General features: G+C 37.1%; 18 protein-coding genes and 1 pseudogene. 15 read left to right on the top strand and 4 right to left on the bottom strand.

Annotated features, from left to right (window positions below; translation table 11 throughout):
• Positions 1–80: 80 nt before the first annotated feature.
• Positions 81–572 (top strand): annotated as a pseudogene (locus M3225_RS18610) (Y-family DNA polymerase); the annotation flags it as partial.
• A 611-nt stretch (positions 573–1,183) separates the two neighbouring features.
• On the opposite strand, the gene aspA reads toward M3225_RS18610, so the two are convergent.
• Both aspA and M3225_RS18620 read right to left on the bottom strand, forming a co-directional pair.
• Positions 1,184–2,626 carry an aspartate ammonia-lyase gene (aspA, locus tag M3225_RS18615; protein WP_251396167.1) on the bottom strand — a complete coding sequence of 481 codons (1,443 nt, stop codon included), beginning with the start codon at positions 2,624–2,626 and terminating at the stop codon, positions 1,184–1,186.
• A gap of 37 nt (positions 2,627–2,663) precedes the next feature.
• Entirely contained in the window at positions 2,664–3,935 is a 1,272-nt protein-coding gene (locus tag M3225_RS18620; protein WP_251396169.1) for a cation:dicarboxylate symporter family transporter, read from the bottom strand.
• Positions 3,936–5,070: 1,135 nt separating this feature from the next.
• On the opposite strand from M3225_RS18620, the gene M3225_RS18625 reads away from it, so the two are divergent.
• Both M3225_RS18625 and M3225_RS18630 read left to right on the top strand, forming a co-directional pair.
• Positions 5,071–5,442 (top strand): iron chaperone, encoded by a 372-nt coding sequence (locus M3225_RS18625; protein ID WP_251396171.1) that lies wholly within the window; start codon positions 5,071–5,073, stop codon positions 5,440–5,442.
• A gap of 124 nt (positions 5,443–5,566) precedes the next feature.
• Positions 5,567–6,274 carry a DNA alkylation repair protein gene (locus M3225_RS18630; protein WP_251396847.1) on the top strand — a complete coding sequence of 236 codons (708 nt, stop codon included), beginning with the start codon at positions 5,567–5,569 and terminating at the stop codon, positions 6,272–6,274.
• 313 nt (positions 6,275–6,587) lie between these two features.
• Here the strand turns inward: M3225_RS18630 and M3225_RS18635 are convergent, their stop codons facing one another.
• Positions 6,588–7,568: an aldo/keto reductase gene (locus M3225_RS18635; RefSeq protein WP_251396172.1), complete on the bottom strand. Its 981-nt coding sequence runs from the start codon at positions 7,566–7,568 to the stop codon at positions 6,588–6,590.
• A gap of 190 nt (positions 7,569–7,758) precedes the next feature.
• Between M3225_RS18635 and M3225_RS18640 the strand changes: the two genes are divergently transcribed.
• The 4 genes from M3225_RS18640 (at position 7,759) to ppsA (ending at position 13,193) form a co-directional block, all read left to right on the top strand.
• Positions 7,759–8,661 (top strand): AraC family transcriptional regulator, encoded by a 903-nt coding sequence (locus tag M3225_RS18640; protein WP_251396173.1) that lies wholly within the window; start codon positions 7,759–7,761, stop codon positions 8,659–8,661.
• A 344-nt stretch (positions 8,662–9,005) separates the two neighbouring features.
• Positions 9,006–9,521: an SMI1/KNR4 family protein gene (locus M3225_RS18645; protein WP_251396174.1), complete on the top strand. Its 516-nt coding sequence runs from the start codon at positions 9,006–9,008 to the stop codon at positions 9,519–9,521.
• Positions 9,522–9,837: 316 nt separating this feature from the next.
• On the top strand, positions 9,838–10,221 hold the full coding sequence (locus tag M3225_RS18650; protein WP_251396175.1) for a hypothetical protein: 384 nt from the start codon (positions 9,838–9,840) through the stop codon (positions 10,219–10,221).
• A 365-nt stretch (positions 10,222–10,586) separates the two neighbouring features.
• Positions 10,587–13,193 carry a phosphoenolpyruvate synthase gene (gene ppsA / locus M3225_RS18655; RefSeq protein ID WP_251396176.1) on the top strand — a complete coding sequence of 869 codons (2,607 nt, stop codon included), beginning with the start codon at positions 10,587–10,589 and terminating at the stop codon, positions 13,191–13,193.
• A gap of 150 nt (positions 13,194–13,343) precedes the next feature.
• Here ppsA and M3225_RS18660 read toward each other — a convergent pair whose 3' ends face one another.
• Positions 13,344–14,090, bottom strand: a complete 747-nt coding sequence (locus M3225_RS18660; protein WP_251396177.1) for a gamma-glutamyl-gamma-aminobutyrate hydrolase family protein — start codon at positions 14,088–14,090, stop codon at positions 13,344–13,346.
• Positions 14,091–14,382: 292 nt separating this feature from the next.
• Between M3225_RS18660 and M3225_RS18665 the strand changes: the two genes are divergently transcribed.
• The 8 genes from M3225_RS18665 to M3225_RS18700 all read left to right on the top strand — a co-directional run bounded on the left by M3225_RS18665 (position 14,383) and on the right by M3225_RS18700 (position 22,105).
• On the top strand, positions 14,383–15,921 hold the full coding sequence (locus M3225_RS18665; RefSeq protein ID WP_251396178.1) for an ABC transporter substrate-binding protein: 1,539 nt from the start codon (positions 14,383–14,385) through the stop codon (positions 15,919–15,921).
• A gap of 59 nt (positions 15,922–15,980) precedes the next feature.
• Positions 15,981–16,934, top strand: a complete 954-nt coding sequence (locus M3225_RS18670; protein ID WP_251396180.1) for an ABC transporter permease — start codon at positions 15,981–15,983, stop codon at positions 16,932–16,934.
• A 9-nt stretch (positions 16,935–16,943) separates the two neighbouring features.
• The gene (locus M3225_RS18675) at positions 16,944–17,852 is read left to right on the top strand and encodes an ABC transporter permease (protein WP_251396182.1); all 909 of its coding nucleotides are present in this window, start codon (positions 16,944–16,946) and stop codon (positions 17,850–17,852) included.
• On the top strand, positions 17,849–18,847 hold the full coding sequence (locus M3225_RS18680) for an ABC transporter ATP-binding protein (RefSeq protein WP_251396184.1): 999 nt from the start codon (positions 17,849–17,851) through the stop codon (positions 18,845–18,847). The genes M3225_RS18675 and M3225_RS18680 overlap by 4 nt, the downstream gene beginning before the upstream one ends.
• A complete protein-coding gene (locus M3225_RS18685) occupies positions 18,840–19,829 on the top strand; it encodes an ABC transporter ATP-binding protein (RefSeq protein WP_251396186.1) in 990 nt (329 codons plus the stop codon). Before M3225_RS18680 ends, M3225_RS18685 begins: the two co-directional genes overlap by 8 nt.
• A 229-nt stretch (positions 19,830–20,058) precedes the next feature.
• The gene (locus M3225_RS18690) at positions 20,059–21,066 is read left to right on the top strand and encodes a hypothetical protein (protein ID WP_251396188.1); all 1,008 of its coding nucleotides are present in this window, start codon (positions 20,059–20,061) and stop codon (positions 21,064–21,066) included.
• Positions 21,067–21,162: 96 nt separating this feature from the next.
• Positions 21,163–21,645 carry a Cys-tRNA(Pro) deacylase gene (gene ybaK / locus M3225_RS18695; protein ID WP_251396850.1) on the top strand — a complete coding sequence of 161 codons (483 nt, stop codon included), beginning with the start codon at positions 21,163–21,165 and terminating at the stop codon, positions 21,643–21,645.
• A 175-nt stretch (positions 21,646–21,820) separates the two neighbouring features.
• The gene (locus tag M3225_RS18700; protein ID WP_251396190.1) at positions 21,821–22,105 is read left to right on the top strand and encodes a DUF5316 family protein; all 285 of its coding nucleotides are present in this window, start codon (positions 21,821–21,823) and stop codon (positions 22,103–22,105) included.
• Positions 22,106–22,176: the final 71 nt, after the last annotated feature.

Genomic DNA, 22,176 nt, shown 5'->3' on the forward strand with positions numbered 1-22,176 from the left:
TCAAACTTAGGAATTGCTGGAGCGCCGTGTGAGGTGAAAGTCTCACGCACGGTGTGGAACGGGGGAAAGCCCAAAAGAGAATGGAATCATATCAGATTTTACACTTAGTAGGCTACCTATCGTTATCCTCGGTTTCCTCTGTCATACGGGGGTTAGGTCCGTTGAAAACAAAGCTGGCGGTAGTAGGAGATATTAAACGGTCGGGATCGGTTGTGTTAGCTGCCACACCTTTATTAAAGAAAGAAGGGATCAAAACAGGAAGTCGTCTTTTCGACATTCCTAAAAGGAAAGATATCCATGTGGTGAATCCATCCATGGAGAGATATATCAAGGCTTCGAACTATATTTCGAGTTTGGTGTTACAGTATGTGGCTCCTGAGGATTTTCATGCGTATAGCATTGATGAGTTGTTTATTGATGCCACAGCTTCGTTACATTTATTCGCTCGCACACCAGAAGAATTAGCCCATAAAATCATTAACGAGATTTATCGTAAGACACGGCTGACAGCTACCGCAGGAATCGGTCCGAATCTCTTACTGGCTAAGGTGAGCTTAGATCATGAGGCAAAGATATGTGTACCACATGTTTTAAAGTTAAAACGTTAATCAAACAGATTTTTTATAGTTTTCTCCTTCATATTAAACAGGTTGTTTTTGTTAGAAAATGAAAGTGAAAAACAGACTAAAAAACAAAAGGACTCGCCGATTGTGCGAGACTTTTTTATAGGTATTTGACAACAGCTTCATTTGTCCTCAGTAAGTGTAAATGTTTAAAGAATGGGTCCTTTCAGGGTGAAAATCTTCTTATAAATGCTTTGACGTTTATACTCCAAGTTAAGCCTTATTAGTTATCCAATTTTATTTTAATGATACATTAGTTGGTGTCGCACAATCTACAAGTACATCAAAAGAAGAGAAAAAGGGCGCTATAAAGAAACCTTTCTATTATGAGCAAAGCTTTTAAAACTTAATTTACATTTAAGGTCATTCTTAAAGTTGTTAGAAATGTAAAAGAAGAGAGCAATTTAATTATTAAAGTATAAAAATTACCCTCTCATTATTAGTTTTTGCCTAACAATGAAAGGACAGTTCGAATGAATCAGCAGTTATTTTACTAATATTATTTAATTAAAGAACCACACAGATGATAGTAGTGAATTTCATTTCATATTAAAACCTGTTTATTCTCTATCAAAAAGGGAGTTTCCAGCAATCCCTGGATTAGTCATTTCAAAAGGATTTAAAATAAGATCCAATTCTTCTTCTGTTAAAACATCATACCTTAAGCATAATTCACGTACGGATTCACCTTTTAGTATTGCTTCTCGTGCGATTCTAGCAGCCACTTCATATCCAATATGGGGATTAATAGCCGTAATAATACCTACACTTTTTTCTACGTATTCTTTTAAATGTTCTTCATTCGCCTCAATCCCTTGCAGGCAATAATCCGTAAATGTTTGAAAAGCATTATTCATGATGCTAATTGATTGAAGTAAATTAAAAATAAGAACAGGTTCCATAACATTAAGCTCAAGTTGACCTGCTTCAGAAGCTAAGCAAATTGTATGATCATTACCGATAACTTGAAAGGCAACCTGATTAATCATCTCTGGCATGACAGGATTAACTTTTCCAGGCATAATAGAAGACCCTGGCTGACGAGCTGGCAAAGTGATTTCTGCTAGTCCTGCACGGGGCCCAGATGCCATTAGACGTAAGTCATTCGCTATTTTCGACATATTTACCATACAAATCTTTAATGCTGCAGAAACTTCTGTATAAGCATCTGTATTTTGAGTCGCGTCTACAAGATGATCGGCATTCTTAAGTGGTAAACCACTGATATTTGCTAGATATCTTACAACATTTTCGATATAACGTGGATCTGCATTTAAACCCGTTCCAACTGCAGTTGCTCCCATATTAACCTCATATAAATGTCCATAGGATTGCTTAATACGTTTCATATCGCGCTCAAGAACACGACTATATGATTCAAATTCTTGACCAAGACGGATTGGAACCGCATCTTGTAGGTGAGTACGTCCCATCTTTATAATAGAATCAAATTGTTCTGCCTTTTTATGAAATACACTGTGCATATAATGCATTGTTTTTAGTAACTTATTTAACAGATTAAGGGCTGCAATATGAATAGCAGTTGGGAATACGTCATTTGTTGATTGTGACATGTTTACATGACTATTAGGGCTTAAATCAGAATAAGAACCTTTTTTATGACCAAGTAACTCTAAAGCCCTGTTTGCGATAACCTCATTTGCATTCATATTCATTGAGGTCCCTGCACCACCCTGTATTGGATCAACAATAAAATGATCATTTCTTTTTCCTTCAATAACCTCGTCTGCTGCTTCAATAATTGCATTACCCAACCCATCATATAACCTTTTTGTTTCCATATTAGCAAGAGCAGCAGCCTTTTTAACGATTCCTAATGCTTTAATAAGCTCTGGGTGAATTCGATATCCTGTTATTGGAAAGTTTTCAACTGCACGTAAAGTTTGAATCCCATAATAAGCATAAGTAGTAACTTTTTTTGTTCCTAGGAAATCTTTTTCAATTCTTACATTTTGTTTTTTAGGTATTTCTATATTTGCCATAACATTGATCTCCTTCTTTACATAAAAAGAAATTTTTTTATGCTACGTCCGATTTTCTAATAGAATCTGTATAATGCTTTGCTTTTTCTTTATCGAATCCGCCTTCCCACTTAGACATCACAATAGCAGCTAATGCGTTACCTACTACGTTGACAGATGTACGAAACATATCTAAAATGCGATCAATACCAGCAATGAATGCCATACCTTCTAGAGGTAATCCCATTGAGCCCAGTGTTGTTAATACAACAACAAATGATGCTCCTGCAACTCCTGCCATTCCCTTAGAAGTCAACATCAACACAAGTAAAAGTGTAATTTGTTCTATGAAGGATAAATGAATGCCATACATTTGTGCAATGAAAAGGGCAGCAATGGCTTGGTAAATGGATGATCCATCAAGGTTAAAGGTATATCCTGTCGGAATAACAAATGATGTAACAGCTTTTGGACAACCAAAGTTCTCCATTTTAGTCATTAACCTTGGCAATACTGCTTCAGAGCTTGCGGTTGTAAATGCTAAAATTAACTCATCTTTTAAGATTTTTATAAGTACTAAAACATTAGTTCCAGCCATTTTTGCAATAATACCTAATACTACAAAAACAAAGAAAATCATGGTCAGATATATAACGAGTACTAACTTTCCTAAAGGGATTAATGAACCAATTCCAAACTTTGCTACATTCAAACCAATTAAAGCAAATACGCCAAATGGGGCAAATTTCATAACTAAGTTTGTCATCCAAAACATGGATTCTAGTACGCCTTCAAAAAAGTTTAAAACTGGTTTGCCTTTTTCTCCAATTGCTGCAACTCCTAGACCAAATAAGACTGAGAAAAAGATAATCGCTAATAAATTCCCTTCAGTCAACGATTGGAATATATTAGTTGGGATAATATGAACGATTTGAGCTGCTACACCTGCACTCTCAGTTGTTTTAGATGTTTCTTCATATTTGGATATATCACCTTTCTCGAGGTTCCCCATATCTATACCAGCACCTGGATGGAATAAATTTGCGGCTAATAAGCCCACTGCTAATGCAATTGTAGTAACAATTTCAAAATAAAGAATGGTTTTTCCACCTAGTCTTCCTAACTTTTTAATATCACCCACACCAGCTATAGATACGATGAGTGCGGATACAACGATAGGAATAACAATCATTTTAATTAGGTGAAGAAAAATATCCCCTAAAGGTTGAAGAATGGCCATCACTGTATTATTTCCATAAAAAATAGCGCCTATAGCAATCCCGAACGCAAGTCCAATAAATATTTGTGTAGCTAATCCCAATTTCTTCATGGTTGTAACCCCTTTCAATTTTCGGTTCATTAAAACACTTAAAGAGAGCCTATGCTTAGGCTAGCGTCTATAAAAAAGACAAGAATTAAAAATAAGTCTAATGTGTGGATAATCTTTAACATAAATGGTAATCATATAATTTGAAATTAACTCCCCCTTCAGTAAAACGTTTTCATAATCTTCATTGTAAAAATACACTTTTTCGGCTCACATTATATACTTGAGCATATAATATCGTTTATAAAGAGATTTTCCATTATCCTTTTAACCTTTTTGGAGTTCTGTTTTTTGTCTAACATTCATATAAATATAGTAACAGTCACTTCTATATTTATACTCCTAGAATTGGACAATAATATCCTAATCTATTATTCCCTCATTTCATATAAAGAAATATCTTCTCCTTTACCTAGTGTCTAGAGATAAGGTAACAATAACACTAGATACCTCTATAATTTGTTAAAATAATTAAATGTCTTAAAATGTTTTTCTTTAAATTAAATGATATCGCTTTCAAAAATATCAATCGTAATAACTACATATATCTTCTCCGAAAGCTAAAGGAATTTAGGATTTATGCCATGTGTAACTTAATTAACGAAACTACAGCATTAAGTTGGAGTATCTCTTTTAATCTCTTCATACTGTAATTTCATTATAATGAACATCCTTTTTTTGTATATAGGTAATGAATGGAATCGAAAAAATTATAATAACGAAAAGTATATTTTTAATTTTATGTTCTCTTTTTGCGTACTCCAGTTACATTATATTTATATACAACGGATAAATCAAGAAATTATTATTCATTTCGCGTACATTTTATTTCAATAGGCCTCATAGAAGTGAGTACTACTTTAATAACGACGAACTGTTATTTAAATATTAACTGTTCGTAGCGTGAAAGAGCCTATGCCCTTAAGAAATGCTATAAGCAAGGCCAATGCATAACAGAGACAGGCTTCATTCAGTTTGTGGATTCGCTGGAGGAACTATTTATCTTCATTGATGACGTATTTGAATTAAAAAATAAAATGAAATTGAGTGAACTTATTGATATTGGATTCATGTAAAATTAGAGTAGATTGAAAAACTAAACCGTTCAGAATATTTTTTAATTTTAGGAGGAAATGGCATGGAAGTTTTGGCAGAATATTTAGCGCGTATTGATAACCCTGACCATCGGAACCGAACAGAGGAAGTTTTGGATTGGGTTTCTACTAATTTCCCGAATTTGAAACCGCAAATCAAGTGGAATACACCAATGTTTACCAATCACGATAAATTTATCATTGGCTTTTCCACAGCCAAGCATCATTTGAGCGTTTCACCTGAAGAAGTAGGTATTGCGCAATTTGCTGATGAAATTGCTCAGGCTGAATACAGCGCTACCAAAGGCTTGTTCCGCATTCCATGGACTGATTCAGTAAACTATAAATTACTTAAAAAAATAATCGAGTTCAATATTTTAGATAAAAAAGATTGTTCAACTTTTTGGCGAAAATAAAAAAACAGATTATGAGGGGTAAACTGACCCCCAGTAGCTTAGAAATCGTAAGATGAATTAGAAGCTAAATTTTTTTAAAAAGGTGCTCAAATTTATGAGTGGTAGAGGAGGAGAGTATAAAAAAATGAATTTCGAAATGGTTATGAAAGAACTTGAAGCGCTCGGTACGGAACGAATTAAAAAGACTTACATAAACAATGGTGCACACGATCCACTTTTTGGAGTGGCAACGGGAAAAATGAAGCCCATTGCAAAGAAAATCAAGAAAAACCAGCCTTTAGCTGAGCAGCTTTATGCCTCTGGTAACTACGATGCTATGTATTTAGCTGGTATCATTGCAGACCCAACAAGGGTGACTGAAGAGGATTTAGAGCGTTGGATAGATGCAGCGTATTTTTACATGCTATCGGATTATGTAGTTGCAGTAACTTTGGCAGAAACCGATTTTGCGCAAGTTGTTGCTGATAAATGGATTGTGAGCCATGAAGAACTTAAAATGTCTGCAGGCTGGAGTTGTTACTGCTGGCTTTTGGGTAATCGTCCAGACGATGAATTTAGCGCAAGTAAGATTGCCAATATGCTTGACCAAGTGGAAAATACGATTCACGCTTCTCCAGATCGAACGAAATCAGCTATGAATAATTTTATCTATACAGTCGGAATCTCATATTTGCCGCTTCATGATAAGGCGGTTGAAATCGCAAAGGCAGTAGGTCCAGTGGAAGTTAAGAAGGACAAGAAAAAAAGTAGTATCCTTCTTGCCTCCGAAACTATTCAAAAGGATATAGATAGAGGCCGGCTTGGTTTCAAACGCAAATACGTAAGGTGTTAGCATAATTTTCAGTGTCGCTACACTAACTGAGACAAGGCGATAAAGTATCGGAGGATTAATTAGCCTAAGAAAGAATAATATGCTAAGGGATTCATGTTATTTTGATCATCCAACAGCTCGTTATCGAAACGGCATTATAAGAGGTCATAAAGCCTAACGGAGAAGGTTTTATAAGTTATAGAACCTCTCATAATAATTAAAGTGGTGTAGAGCAGACTTTATCGGGAGTATTAAAAAAACGTTAGAAATCAAAACCCCTCACTTCCTACATAAGGAAATGAGGGGTTTTGCCTTATAATAAGCTATCACATTATTAATTATGGCCAACTATTGGGTGTGGTACATATGGCTCTTCAAGAAACGCAATTTCTTCAGATGTTAGCTTAATCGATAAAGCACCTACAGCATCTTCAAGATGTGGTATTTTCGTAGCCCCAATTATAGGAGCTGTGACTGATTCGTTTTGTAGCAACCAGGCAAGTGCGATATGTGTACGAGGGATATCATGTTTTTCTGCGAGGGAGGCTACTCGCTCTACAACCAATCGATCGGCTCCTGCAGTCGCATCGTATTTAGATTTTTGAATTTGATCTGTCTCAGAACGATGCGTTGTTACTGACCAGTCACGTGTTAATCTCCCTGATGCAAGAGGGCTATATGGAGTGATACTAATTTTCTCTTCCTTACAAAGGGGTAACATTTCTCGTTCCTCTTCACGGTATATTAGGTTTAAATGATTCTGCATAGACACAAACTTAGTCCAACCATTTTTTTCTGCTGTATGTAATGCCTTTTGGAACTGCCAAGCGTACATGGCAGAAGCACCAATATATCTTGCTTTGCCAGCCTTCACCACGTCATGTAATGCTTCCATTGTTTCTTCAATGGGGGTAGTGTAATCCCAGCGATGAATGATATAAAGATCTACATAATCAGTTTCCAACCTCTTAAGACTTTTATCGATTTCACTCATAATTGCTTTTCGAGAGAGACCAGAGCCGTTTGGACCTTTATGCATTTGTCCGTGTACTTTAGTTGCTATGACAACTTCATCGCGATTAGCATAATCCTTAAGAGCTCGTCCAAGGTATTCTTCACTTGTACCCAGTGAGTATACATTTGCTGTATCAAAAAAATTAATTCCTAAGTCCAGGGCTTTTTTTATAACAAGGCGAGAGTCCTCTTCATTAAGCACCCATTGATGAAGCCATTTGTTGGCGTCCCCAAAACCCATACATCCAAGACAAAGTCGAGATACATCTAAGCCTGTATTACCAAGTTTTACATATTCCATTTAACTGCTTCCTCTCTCTTAGTTATTTATCACATTTATCGTGACTTATTTACGGTTAATTATGTCATAAATAATAAAGAAACCATTAGCACATTGCTATCAAGTTTTTGCCTAATCCTCTTAGATCCTCTTACTCAATCAATGGATATCAGATATAATGAACCGAAAGTAAAGAAAAGGAGAATAAGTTATGTCTAACAAAACCTATAAACAGCAACATGAGCTTTCTAAACTCATTGAACGCCTTTGCAAGCAGGACGGTGTTCATTCTACCACTATTCCTTCCTTATTTCTCATCCGTGAATCTACTATTACTGAACCCATCTCTAGAGTTAACGAGCCATCTTTTTGTGTTATCCTCCATGGAGAAAAGGAGGTATTATTGGGAGAAGAGCGCTTTTTTTACGGTTCCGGTCATTATATTGTGGCATCAGTTGACTTGCCAGTTACAGGTCAAGTCATCAAAGCCTCAGCCGAGTCCCCATATTTAGCCTTGAAACTTGAATTTACCTCTAGCCAGGTTTTAGAGGTTTTAAATGGAACACATATTAAAACGGGACAAGGAAAGAACGTAAAACGAGCTATGTATGTTAGCAAAATAGAGCCATCTTTGTTAGACGCAGTAGTAAGGTTAGCATCTTTGCTAGACACTCCAAAACATATCTCTGTTCTTGCTCCATTATTAAAAAAAGAAATTCTCTATTGGATCCTACAAGGTCCACATGGCGAAGCACTTGAACAAATGGCATTAGAAGGTAGCAATGCCTCTAGAATAAGAGAGGTTATAGACCATATTATTAATAACTATGAAGAGTCTTTTCGTATTGAAGAGCTTGCTAAAATAGCGAATATGAGTGTTTCATCGCTACACCGACATTTTAAAGAGGTAACGGCAATGAGCCCCATTCAGTTTCAAAAACAACTGAGGTTGCAGGAAGCGAGGCGTTTGTTATTAGCAGAGTCAACAGATGTAGCTGATGTCGCATTCAGAGTGGGGTACGAAAGTCAATCGCAATTCAGTCGAGAATATTCCCGAATGTTTGGCTTTTCACCTAGAGTAGATATAAGCAGAATAAGAGAAAACTACGTTTAAATGAAGAAATACTGCAGGTTGTGAAAGGTTGTACTTAAAGTAAAGGGTGCTTTAGTTCGATAAGAAATAGTAATTTTAAGACCTTTAACAATCCGGTGCTTTAATGAAATAAAGACCAAAAAAATGACTATTGATGCAGTCATAGATGCAGTGGTAAAAACCATTAAAACAATAGATTTTTTAAATGAGGCTAAGTGAACTAATTGATGTTCGTTTCATATAATAAAAAGTAATAAAACAGTTTATTTACATAAGATTTCCATACATAATTAGTATAAGCTTAAAGAGTACCCAATCATTTTTCATAGATTCATTTAATGATGTTATATAAGGAGGCCCCTAAAATGAAGCAGGTTTGGAATGAGTTTGAGCAGTGGTTAAAAATAAATCGACCAGAAGCAGTAGGAACACTTAACGAAGCAGCTGCTAAATCAGAAATTACAGAGGTTGAACAAAAGATGGGACTAACATTCCCCCAAAACCTTAAAGACTGGTTAATGATACATAATGGACAGCGTGATGAATATATAGCAGCTATTGAAAATTATACTCTATTACCTTTAGAGGAGATTCTGTATACGTGGCAAACATTAAAAGAGTTGTTAGACGGAGGAGAGTTTGAAGATTTTCCAGAAGTAGAACCTATTGGACCAGTGAAAAAAGAATTTTGGTGGAACCCACGTTGGATTCCGATTGCTACGAATGGGGGAGGAGATGATATTTGTATAGACTTGGACCCTGATGAAAGAGGAAAAGCCGGCCAAATTATCACCTTTTGGCACGATTGGGAACAGCGTGAAGTAATAGCAGATAGCTTAGAAGAATGGGTAATGGCTACGATAAGTCATACAGATAATTAAAGGGAAGAAGCAAATGATAAAGCCGGATATAGAGAAAATCTATAAAATTCTTAAAACAGTAGTATATAAAGACGCAATATTCTCTAGTAAACAGAGAATGTTCGATTAAAGCACATGTGTTGTTTAATAAATATGAAGTAAAAAAGCACTCACAAGAGTGCTTTTTTACTTTGTTCAAGAACTAATTCTAAAAATGATTACTTGATATATAGGTATTTCTACACTCTCTGCGTACAAAAAACTGGAAAAAATTCTCTTTTGTAATTTATAATAATAGAGAACTATGTCGAATCCTGAATATTGGAGAGATTACTATATGAGAAGATTACTTCCTTTTATAATTTTTACCATTTATTGCATTCCATATGTTTATTTATCTATGCAAAAAGATTTTGAAGATGGTTCAAAGGCAAACTATATAATCATGGCCATGGTTACAGTCGTACTATCTTATCTAAGTGGGCTGATTAGAGCGGATTCATCACTTATTTTAGGAAATATAGTTTCTTTTAGCACTTCATACTTTTATAACGCATTAAGACTTCCTGGTCCAAAATGGGAAAAATATTTTTCGCCTTTTACTTCTGTTGAGCAAATCGTACTCATAAGCCTTGCGGCGCTTGTACTGCAGATGATTGTTTATACACTTGCTAGAAAACGAGCAAAGAGATACATTCGTAAAGCTATGATTTCAAAATAGCAAAAAAGAGAGTTAGTCATTTGATGTGCTAGACTCTTCAGGTGACTAGCTGAAAGAAGGGTTAAAAAGAAATTTATTCTGTCTTAGAAAATGTGGTAAAAAGCATTGGAAAGGATTCTCTTGTAGTCAAAAGAGGAAGGGAGAAGGGAAGCGTTATGAGGCGTGTACTTACCTGCTTTAAAAGGAGTACGAATCAATTAAATAACTTAGTTATACAACCCTCAAATATGTAACCGCAAACAAAAAGGCGTGTATTTTTCTTCCTACTTTAATTATACCACATAAAAAAACGCCGATATAGACTGTTTATTCTTATTTACTGCTGGTAAAATCAATAAAACATTACCGGTTAGGAGAGATGTTGAATGAACTCTTTAGTTCTTAGCTTTCAAGAAATAGAACAAACACAGCTTTCACTTGTTGGAGGAAAAGCCTTGAATTTAGGGGCGTTATCAAAAATTCAAGAAATACGAGTACCGGAAGGGTTTTGTGTGACAACGGCCGGGTATGAAAAAGCCCTTGAACAAAATGAAACGTTTCAAGCGTTACTGAACCAGCTAACGATGCTAAAAGCAAATGACCAAGATCAAATTTGTAAAATCAGCGAAAAAATCCGCCAAACCATTCTCGAGGTAGACATTCCTTCCGATGTTGTAAAAGCCGTTGCTCATTATCTCTCTCAGTTTGGCGAGGAGCATTCTTATGCCGTTCGTTCAAGCGCGACTGCTGAAGATTTGCCATATGCTTCTTTTGCTGGCCAACATGACACCTATTTAAACATCAGAGGCAAAGAAGCAATCCTTGAACACATTCGCAAATGCTGGGCTTCTCTATTTACAAATCGCGCGGTAACCTACCGTATTAAAAATGGATTTGACCATAGTCAAGTGCACATATCTGTTATTGTTCAAAGAATGGTTTTCCCGCAGGCTTCAGGTATTTTATTTACCGCTGACCCAGTCACTTCTAACCGAAAACTACTATCAATCGATGCAGGATTTGGACTTGGAGAAGCGATAGTCTCTGGTTTGGTATCTGCCGATTGCTATAAAGTACAAGACGGAGAAATCATCCATAAAAAAATAGCAGCTAAAAAGTTAGCTATCTATGGATTAAAAGAAGGCGGAACAGAAACGAAGGAAGTTCATTCTGATCTGCAAAAAACGCAAGCACTCACTGACCGTCAAATTTTACAGTTAGAACGCGTTGGAAGACAGCTTGAAGTTTATTTTGATTGTCCTCAAGATATCGAGTGGTGCTTGGCTGATGATACATTTTATATTGTCCAAAGTCGTCCAATCACTACTTTATATCCAATTCCTGAAGCAAATGATCAGGAAAATCACGTGTATGTATCTGTCGGACACCAACAAATGATGACCGATGCCATGAAACCACTGGGATTGTCTTTTTTTCTGTTAACGACTAATGCACCCATGCGCAAAGCCGGTGGAAGGCTGTTTGTTGATGTTACACATATGCTCGCTTCACCTGACAGCAGAAAAATGATGTTAGGTGCCATGGGACAACATGATCCGCTCATGAAAGACGCACTTACGGCCATAATAGAGCGAGGAGATTTCATAAAATCTTTACCAAATGATCAGAGTTCCCGTAAAAGCAATAAAAGCGTATCTTCTACGAATTCTAAGGCACAAATCCAAAACAACCCGACGATCGTTTCTGATTTGATTAAAAAGAATCAGTCATCGATAGAAGAGCTAAAACAAACCATCCAAGCGAAATCAGGGTCAGAATTACTTGAATTTATTTTGGAAGATATTCAGACATTAAAGAAGGTTTTATTTGACCCACAAAGTTCAGCTGTGTTTATGGCCGCTATGGATGCTTCATCATGGATCAATGAAAAGATGGAGAAGTGGCTAGGTGAAAAAAACGCAGCAGATACGCTTTCTCAATCTGTACCAAACAATATTACTTCGGAAATGGGTCTGGCGCTATTGGATGTCGCAGACGTGATTCGTCCTTATCCGGAGGTAATCCATTATTTACAACATGCAAAGAGTGATAACTTCTTGGGCGAAGTGGTTAAGTTTGAGGGTGGACAGGAAACACAAGACGCTATCTATGATTATCTCAGCAAATACGGTATGCGATGCCCCGGAGAAATCGATATTACGAAAACTCGCTGGAGCGAAAAACCATCTGCACTTGTCCCTGTGATTCTTGGTAATATTAAAAACTTTGAGCCTAATGCTAGCAAACAAAAATTTGAAAAAGGCTTGCAGGAAGCTTTAAAAAAAGCGCAAGAGTTATTAAACCGCTTGAAGCAATTGCCGGATGGTGAACAAAAAGCAAAAGAAACAAAAGAAAAGATTGATCTCATCCGAAATTATATCGGTTATCGTGAATATCCCAAATACGGCATGATTAGCCGCTATTTCGTTTATAAACAGGCTTTACTGAAAGAAGCCAATCAGCTCGTAAAAGACGGCGTTATTTATGAATCAGAAGATATATACTATCTGACGTTTGAAGAACTTCAAGAAGTCGTGCGCACACATAAACTGAATGATCAAATCATCAGCAAGCGAAAAGAAGAGTACAGATTATATGAAAAGCTAACTCCGCCGCGTGTGATCACGTCTCAAGGTGAAATTATTACAGGTGCATACAAACGAGAAAACCTCCCGCCCGAAGCAATTGCAGGTTTACCTGTTGCTTCAGGTGTGGTGGAAGGGCGAGCGCGCGTCATTTTAAACATGGAAAATGCTGATCTATCAGATGGCGATATATTAGTCACTTCCTTTACTGACCCTAGTTGGACCCCGTTATTTGTAGGGATAAAAGGGCTTGTTACCGAAGTTGGCGGACTGATGACTCATGGAGCAGTCATTGCACGTGAATACGGATTGCCAGCGGTTGTCGGAGTAGAGAATGCTACCCGGTTGATAAAAGACGGTCAGCGAATTCGCGTACATGGAACAGAAGGGTACATTGAAATACTGTAAAAGCTAAAGATTCTTACGTTGTTTTTCTTCTTTTCATCTAATTAATAGATAAAGAATTGTCTAGATTTTTTTGCGCATCTTCAGTCAATACAAAAAGGCAGGCCATTATGAACTGCCTTTTTCATATTGGTGACGCAGTAGATTTGAACGTTAAATGCTGACTTTTTTTATAGCCGACTGCTGCACATGTTCTATAAACAGTTTAAATAAATTCAGCATTGAAGTATGTTTTTTTGCCATCATTTCTGGATGCCACTGCACGCCAACTACAAATTGCTCTCCTTGTTTTTCAATGGCTTCAATGACTCCATCTTTTGCCCATGCGGAAACTTCAAAACCTGGCGCTACGTCTTTAATAGCTTGGTGGTGAAATGAATTAATAAGAGCTTGATTACCGTAAAGGTCATGTAAGCGTGTTCCGTCTTTAATCATGATGGAATGAGAAGGATCGCTTGTATTGTTGTATTGATCATGTTTGATAAATGACTCTTCAATGTCTGACATGTCTTGATAAAGAGTGCCGCCATAAGCAACGTTTAAAATTTGTAACCCGCGGCAAATCGCTAATACCGGCTTTCCTTGATCAATCACATGCTTTAACAATAGCTGTTCAGAATGATCTCGTGCTAAAAAAGGTGAGCCCGTTTTGGTTGTTGGTTCTTCGCCGTATAAAAGGGGATTAACGTCTTGTCCACCTGACAAAATCAATCCGTCTATACTTTCTGCCTGCGCTTTAATCATTTCTTCGTCTTCTAGCACTGGCAAGATAAAAGGAACTCCGCCGCTGAGTGCTGCTGATTCGATATAATCGTTGTTTACATACGCTCGCTTATAGCCTGGAAAACGTCCTCCTTGATCCACAATAATGCTTCCTGATATACCAATTAAAAATCCCACTGTTGTTTTCTCCTTTTCTGTTAAATTACCATTTCTTGAGATGTTTTTTTCTTTTTTACTGTGTTGATAAAGTATTCTCAACCTCTTGCTCTATAAGAAATAAATGGTTCTTTTGTTCAACTATTATACATATATACCATATTTATTTAATAGAAAATGGTATAATAGCCCCCGTATGTTAAAAATACTAATTGCCAAAGGTAGAAGGTAGTGCTACAATTGTTCACATTCCTACTATTCTTCTTATTATAGTCGGATTAAAATTTTATACAAGGAAATAGGAGTGATTTTAGTGAAAAGGACTTATTTACTTTTCATTTCTCTTTTAACCATTGTCCTCATGGTAGCAGGGTGCAGTGGTAACGCAAGTAAAAATACTTCAAGTGAAAAAGAAGGAAAAGAAGGCGGAACGCTAAACGTCGCGTCTCAAAGTGAACCAGCAACGCTAGATGCTCAAATCACTGGGGACTCAGATGTGAAAGATGCAACGCGCAGTATCTATGAAGGGTTAATGATTTTAGACGACAAAGGAAATCCTAAGCCTGACTTAGCGTCTAAAGTAGATATTAGCGATGATAAAAAAACATACACGTTCCAATTAAGAAAAGGGATTAAATTTCATAACGGTAAAGAAATGACTGCAGATGACGTTGTCGCTTCTATTAACCGCTGGATTAAGCTATCGTCCCTTGGGAAAACAAACTTCTCTGGTGCTGAAATGACAAAAACCAATGATGATACGGTGGAACTTCATTTACCATCACCAAATGTTAACACGCTGTCTTTATTAGCTGATCCAATCCCCGCAGCAGCTATTTTACCAAAAGAAGTCGTTGACAATGCATCTGATGAAGGGATCAAAGACTACATAGGAACAGGTCCATATAAAGTAAAAGAATGGAAGAAAAATCAATATCTTTTATTAGAGAAATTTAAAGATTATTCTTCAAAAGGCCGCGAAGTTAAGAAAACTCCTCACGTCGATGAAATTAAGATTAGTTTCGTAAGCGATGAGTCAACTAGGATTTCTGGTATTACAACCGGACAATTTGACGTTGCGCTATCTGTATCAAGCGATAATGCCAAACAAGTTGAAGGCAGTCAAAATGCAAAAGTAGAAACATCACCAGGCGGATTTATGGGACTTTTCTACAACGCAGATAAAGGCGTCTTTAAAGACATCAATGCACGAAAAGCAGTTAACGCAGCTCTTAACTCAAAAGATATCTTAGACAGTTCTTACGGAAGCTCAGCTTATTACAAGCTTTCTTCATCCATTGTGAACAAAGAGTATCCAAACTACTACAGTACAGCTGGAAAAGAAGAATACAACCAGCATGATAAGAAAAAAGCAAAAGAATATTTGAAGAAATCTGGTTATAACGGGGAAGAAATTCGCTTAATGGCGTCTCGTGATTACCAAGATCAATACAATACAGCTGTTGTAGTTCAACAAGAATTAAAAGACATTGGTATGAATGTAAAGCTAGAAGTATACGACTGGGCGACATTCAGCGATAAAATGAGTGATACAAACCAATGGGACATCTATCCTGTTGACTGGAACGCCCGTTCTACCATCTTCCAAGGATTCTGGACTACAAAAGGTACATCAGTTGAAAAATCAATGGACTACTTAAATAAAATTAAAGCTGCTCCTTCTGTTAAAGAAGCTCGCAGTGACATTGATGCCATTCAACAATACGTATGGGACGAGCTTCCATTCACGCTTATTGGTCATAAAGTGAATATCAATGCTGTTTCTAACAATGCAAAAGGATATGAATACAATTTAGGTCCAATTTTCTACAATATGAGTTTAACAAAATAATATTTTACTAATTTAATAAGCAGAGGGCAGGTGCTCTCTGCTTTAGAAAGGAGTTTACGATGGGAGCTTATACGATTAAGAGACTTTTTGCACTAATTCCTGTTTTATTCATTGTGTCTATTGTTGTGTTCTTAATTACGCGCTTAACGCCTGGGAATCCCGCTGCAATCATTTTAGGACAAGGCGCAAGTGCAGAACAAATTGCAGCGCTGAGCAAAGAAATGGGATTGGATGAGCCTGTTTTCAATCAATACTTTATTTGGCTGTCTAACATCTTTCACGGAGATTTTGGCTATTCCTACTTTTTAAATAAACCTGTGCTCGGGGCGATTTGGGATAACGTAGGTCCTACGGTTTCTCTAGCTATACTTGCACAAATTTTTGGCGTGGCCTTTGCTTTACTATTTGGTATATATGCAGCTAAACATAAAGGAACGATTCGTGATGAAAGCATTATGGGAGTCAGCCTTTTAGGTATTTCCATTCCTAGCTTTCTTCTCGGTTCATTCCTTATTTTGCTTTTTGCTGTACAGCTTCGAATTTTCCCTGTCTCAGGATACGTTCCGTTAAATGCTGGATTATTTGAGTACTTAAAATATTTAGTTTTACCAACGATTACGCTTGGAGCGATTCAAGCTGCATTAATTACCCGTATGACGCGTTCATCTTTACTCGATACCATTTCTGAGAACTTTGTCAAAACGGCAAAAGCAAAAGGATTAAATGAACGTACAATTATGCTTAAGCATACGCTGCGCGTGAGTTTTTTACCGATTTTAACAGTTATTGGAGAATCATTTGCGGGGCTTGTGACTGGAGCGGCAGTAACAGAATCATTATTTAACATTCCAGGGCTAGGTCAGCTGATTGTTTCATCGATTGAACGCCGAGATTACGCGCTTATTCAAGGAGCCGTACTTCTAATTACGGTTGCTTACGTGGTCATCAATTTAGTTGTTGATTTGCTGTATGCCGTGATCGATCCGCGTGTACGCAATTCTTATCATGATTAAAGGAGGGTGATGAATGTGAACGCACAACAAAATACTGAGACCATTTCAGTAACTGCAAAGAAAAAAAGAAACCCAGCGGCAGCACGCTTTTTCTCAAATCGTTTGCTAGTAAGAGGAGCGATACTTATTTTATTATCTATTTTGATTGCTGTTTTTGCTCCGCTCATTTCTCCTTTTGGTAGCTTACAAATCGACCCTGCAAACCGTTTAGCACCGCCATCAAGCACGCACTGGTTTGGAACAGATAACTTTGGACGAGATGTATTTAGTCGGACAATGTACGGCGTCAGAATATCATTAATGATTGGAGCCGCAGTAACGATTATTGCTACTGTACTTGGTTTAATCGTTGGACTTTTATCTTCTTATTATAAAATTCTTGATTATATTTTAATGAGAATTTGTGACGGCTTGTTTGCTTTTCCATCTATTTTACTAGCAATTGCAATCATGTCTGCTTTAGGACCTAAAACAAGTAACGTTATTATCGCACTGAGCCTTGTATTTATTCCTTCAATCGCGAGAATTGTTCGTTCAGCTGCGCTTGTTGTAAAAGAAAAAACCTTTATTGAAGCGTTAAAAGCTCAAGGAGCGAGCTCACTTCGAATCATTTGTTTTCATATGGCGCCAAACGTCTTATCGCCTTTGATCGTTCAAGTAACGTACGTGTTTGCCGTGACAATTTTAACAGAGGCCTCGCTAAGCTTTTTAGGAGCCGGGATTCCCGCACCAACGCCAAGCTTGGGAAATATGCTGTATGACGGAAAGCTTGCTATTTACAACGCATGGTGGATGACTGTGTTTCCTGGCGTGTTCATTATTTTAATTGTACTTGGTCTTAATCTATTTGGTGACGGTCTGCGCGACTGGTTAAATCCGAAAAACGTAATGCTGAAGAAAAGGAGGAAAAAACATTGAGTAACGCCCTTTTAAAATTAGAAGACTTACAAGTAACTTTTACAACGTATAGCGGAGAAGTAACGGCTGTTGACAATGTATCTCTTCAATTAAATAAAGGAGAAATATTAGGAATTGTCGGTGAATCAGGATCTGGAAAAAGCGTAACGTCCGAATCTATTCTTCAGCTATTAGATGAAGATCTAACAAGCTACGATGGCAAGATTTTGTTTGAAGGAAAAAACTTATTGGACATGTCTTCAAAGCAAATTCAAAAGCTAAGAGGAAACGAAATCTCAATGATTTTCCAAGATCCAATGTCGTCTTTAAACCCCGTTATGCCAATTGGAAAACAAATTGCTGAAGTAATTCGTCTGCATCAAAAAGTCTCTAAAAAAGAAGCGCAAAAGAAAGTCGTAGAGCTTTTGAGACTAACTGGCATTCCATCTCCAGAACAGCGAGCAAAAGAGTATCCGCATGAAATCTCTGGAGGAATGAGGCAGCGCATTATGATTGCGATGGCTTTAGCCTGTGAGCCGAAGCTTCTTATTGCCGATGAGCCAACAACGGCTTTAGACGTAACCATTCAAGCGCAAATCCTTGATCTTATGATGAATTTAAAAGATAAGCTCAACATGGGCGTGCTTTTCATCACCCATGATTTAGGGGTTGTGGCTAATATTTGTACAAAAGTAGCCGTGATGTATTTAGGACAAGTGGTGGAAGAAACGGACGTTAAAGCGCTGTTTTCAAAGCCGTTACACCCTTATACAATGGGCTTGATTAAGTCGGTTCCTCACTTAGATGGCGACAGAACACAAGAGCTTTCGTCCATTCCTGGAACGGTTCCACCGCTTTCAAACGTGCCAGGCGGCTGTCGTTTTGCACCAAGATGCCCATTTGCAACGGAAAAATGCCATAAAGAAGTACCTGTTTTAGAGCATGCCAATGATACGCATCGCGTTCGATGTTGGCATTATGAAAAAATTCAAGAAGGAGAGGTTGCGTATGTCTAATGAAGCAAAACAGCAAAGCGCCAAGCCCTTGCTTAAAGTTCGCAACCTGCAAAAGTATTATCCGGTTCGTTCTGCTTTAGGAAAAGCGAAAGGCCAAATCAAAGCGGTTCAAGATTTATCCTTTGATATTTATGAAGGCGAAACGTACGGATTAGTAGGTGAATCCGGCTGCGGGAAAAGCACAGCTGGGCGCACGCTTTTAAAATTAGTAGAACCAACGGGCGGAGAAGCACAGTTTAATGGAGAAAGTATTTTCGAATCTAAAGCATCACGCTTACGGACGATTCGTAAAGATTTACAAATGATTTTCCAAGATCCTCATACTTCTCTTAACCCAAGGAAAAAAATTGGTGCTTCCATTCAAGAAACATTAACGATTCATAATGTAGGAGCAAAAAGCGAACGAAAGCAGCTTGTCATTGAGTTATTAAAAAAGCTTGGGTTTAACGAAGAAGATTATAACCGTTACCCGCACGAATTTTCAGGCGGCCAGCGCCAGCGCATAGGCATCGCACGTTCATTGATTTTAAACCCAAAGCTCATCATTTGTGATGAGCCGGTTTCAGCACTGGACGTATCCATTCAAGCACAAATCTTAAACTTACTGCGCAGTTTGCAAAGAGAAATGAAGCTTTCATATCTTTTTATCTCCCACGATTTAAGCGTTGTAAGACATATTGCGGACCGCGTTGGAGTGATGTATTTAGGAAGATTAGTAGAAGAAGGGCCAACAGATGAGATTTTTTCAAATCCTCGTCATCCTTACACAAAACTTCTTTTATCATCTGTGCCGGCGATTCACGAACATGAAAAACGCGAAAAAATTGAGGTTAAAGGTGAAATTCCTTCTCCTCTTAATCCACCTTCAGGCTGTGCGTTTCATAAAAGATGCCCGTTCGCATTTGACCGCTGCGTGAAAGAAACACCTGAAGATACAGTGATTGATAGCAAGCATAAAGTAAAATGTCATCTTTACAGTTAAGATGAAAAGCTGTAGCTTTATGGAAAACAAGCGTATTGAAACAGCAGAACAGTCGAATATATAGAAATGAAAAAAGTCACTAGTGCCTCTAGTGGCTTTTTTGTGAAAACAAGAGGGTTAAAGGGCATGCAAAAGTTCTTATTCAGCATATTAGATTCATTTTTATGTAAAAAACGAATATTTTAATGATAATATAGTTCTATAAATATACATAAAAAGGAGTTTTTGGATGAAAAAAGAATCTTTTGTTTTGTCGATTCTATTATTCTTATGTGTAGGTGGATTAACAGAATGTAGCTTTTTAGATGAAAAGGAAACTGCTACAAGCGGTCAAGAAACAAAGGAAAAGGTAGAAACAAAAGGAGAAAGCAACGAAGCAATCAAAAAGAAAGAGCCTCAAGATAGTGCTACTAAAGGTTTAGATAAAGACACAAGTAAAGTGACAGAAAAAGAGAAAGAGTCCTCAAAACAAGGGAACAAGCAGGAAGAAAGTTCTACGAAGGTAGCGAAAGAAACTGAAACAGCATCTAGTAAAGTTGACTGGGGAAGCACCTGGAGCAGAGATATTGATACAGATCCTGCTGGAATAGATATTACTAACCTAAAGGGTAATACGTTTAAATTTAAACTAAATTCGAATCATTTAGATAACCCGAAAGATGTTAGTACGGGACTTGTAAGCGCTGGAGACGTAGAAGGAACTGCGAAGATTGAAGGAAATGTCGCTACTCAAATAACAGATGATATAGAAAGCGGTTGTATGATTAAGATGACTAACTATACGAGTTATATCCAAGTTGAAGAGATTTCTAATTGTTCAAAAGCTGGAGGAATAGGCGTTTACTACGAAGGTACATATCAAAAAGGTGATATATCGTCACAGGAAGAGAAAACTGATAACACTACGATTTCAGAGGATACTGAAGAAAATAAGCAAGACCAAGAAAAGAGCGAAGAATCAAGCACAGAAGAAATTCCATCAGGAAAATCACAAGATCTGTTGACACATGAAGAAGCGGAACAGCGTGTAAAAGAATTTCTGAGTTTATCAATGGATAATATGTATTATGTATATGATGGGGATACTCCAGAAGGGAATTATTCAATACGTGTCTATCAATATCAAGAAGCAACAGCAGATTCAACTGAACACGAAGCTTTTTATGGTTTTTATACAGTGAATCCGCAAACTGGAGAAGTAGCCGATGCATATGCCGATTTAAAAGAAAGTAACTAAAAGATCTTTATAAACAAAATAATCCTTGCTAAGCTACCTATCCTAATATATGGAGATATGAAAACGAAACGTGGTATTATAGTATCGGTGATAATTATGGGTAAAAAAGCAGATAAAACAAATGTAATGCGAATTTTAGATCAGAAAAAAATTGAGTACAACTACTATTCTTATGACACTAAAAATCTGAGTGGGGTACAGGTAGCTATTTCGCTTGGAGAAGACCTTTCTAAAGTATTTAAGACACTGGTGACGGTGGGGAAATCAAAAGAACATTATGTCTTCATGGTACCAGTTGAAAAGGAGCTTGATTTAAAGAAAGCAGCAAAAGCAGCTGGTGAAAAGTCCTTAGAAATGATTCCTCAAAAGGAACTGTTACCTCTTACAGGATATGTTCACGGCGGGTGTTCCCCTATCGGAATGAAAAAGCAGTTCACAACCTTCATTGATTCTACGGCAGAAGATTGTGAAACGATTTATTTTTCGGGTGGACGTGTAGGTCACCAGATACAGTTACCACTAAGTGACTTATCAAAAGTAATACGTATACGTTCGGCAGACATCACAAAAGATAGTTGAAATGTAGTGCCCTTGAGCGAAACGCTTTTAGACATAAGCGTTTCGTTTTTTAGTTGCTTTAATTACTATCTTTTTACCTGTTAAGATAAGAAAAATAAAAGTAAAAATACAGAAAAAATGCTATTATATAGATAATACGTGGGGGTTTTATAAAAAAGCTAGGAGGAAGACAAAAATGATTAAATCAATTATTGGTGGCTTCATTTTATCTTTTATTCTTTTAGTAGCATGTACAATAGCTAACGTAAATTCAGAAACAGTACTTTTCACCGCTTTCATTATATTAGTGGGGCTAGCTCTTATCATATCTGGAGCAGCTGTAAGCGGTGATCGAATGAGAGCTAATCTTTCCACGGAATCAAAAACAGACAAGAAGTGGAGGATTACAAATTCTATAAACCTTATGTTGACTGCCACTCCAATTCTCGCCGTGTTTCTTTTTATTCATTATTTGATATAGTTTATTCTCTATCATGTAAAGTAGCTCACAAAGAATGTAGATATAAGCATGGTATTTTTAACGGCAGTCGC

Source organism: Priestia aryabhattai (assembly GCF_023715685.1).
Lineage (GTDB): Bacteria > Bacillota > Bacilli > Bacillales > Bacillaceae_H > Priestia > Priestia aryabhattai_B.

Coding starts and splice junctions, on each gene's coding strand:
- aspA (WP_251396167.1), bottom strand. CDS start 2,626: ATGGCAAATATAGAAATACCTAAAAAACAAAATGTAAGAATTGAAAAA.
- M3225_RS18620 (WP_251396169.1), bottom strand. CDS start 3,935: ATGAAGAAATTGGGATTAGCTACACAAATATTTATTGGACTTGCGTTC.
- M3225_RS18625 (WP_251396171.1), top strand. CDS start 5,071: ATGGAAGTTTTGGCAGAATATTTAGCGCGTATTGATAACCCTGACCAT.
- M3225_RS18630 (WP_251396847.1), top strand. CDS start 5,567: ATGAATTTCGAAATGGTTATGAAAGAACTTGAAGCGCTCGGTACGGAA.
- M3225_RS18635 (WP_251396172.1), bottom strand. CDS start 7,568: ATGGAATATGTAAAACTTGGTAATACAGGCTTAGATGTATCTCGACTT.
- M3225_RS18640 (WP_251396173.1), top strand. CDS start 7,759: ATGTCTAACAAAACCTATAAACAGCAACATGAGCTTTCTAAACTCATT.
- M3225_RS18645 (WP_251396174.1), top strand. CDS start 9,006: ATGAAGCAGGTTTGGAATGAGTTTGAGCAGTGGTTAAAAATAAATCGA.
- M3225_RS18650 (WP_251396175.1), top strand. CDS start 9,838: ATGAGAAGATTACTTCCTTTTATAATTTTTACCATTTATTGCATTCCA.
- ppsA (WP_251396176.1), top strand. CDS start 10,587: ATGAACTCTTTAGTTCTTAGCTTTCAAGAAATAGAACAAACACAGCTT.
- M3225_RS18670 (WP_251396180.1), top strand. CDS start 15,981: ATGGGAGCTTATACGATTAAGAGACTTTTTGCACTAATTCCTGTTTTA.
- M3225_RS18675 (WP_251396182.1), top strand. CDS start 16,944: ATGAATGTGAACGCACAACAAAATACTGAGACCATTTCAGTAACTGCA.
- M3225_RS18685 (WP_251396186.1), top strand. CDS start 18,840: ATGTCTAATGAAGCAAAACAGCAAAGCGCCAAGCCCTTGCTTAAAGTT.
- M3225_RS18690 (WP_251396188.1), top strand. CDS start 20,059: ATGAAAAAAGAATCTTTTGTTTTGTCGATTCTATTATTCTTATGTGTA.
- ybaK (WP_251396850.1), top strand. CDS start 21,163: ATGGGTAAAAAAGCAGATAAAACAAATGTAATGCGAATTTTAGATCAG.
- M3225_RS18700 (WP_251396190.1), top strand. CDS start 21,821: ATGATTAAATCAATTATTGGTGGCTTCATTTTATCTTTTATTCTTTTA.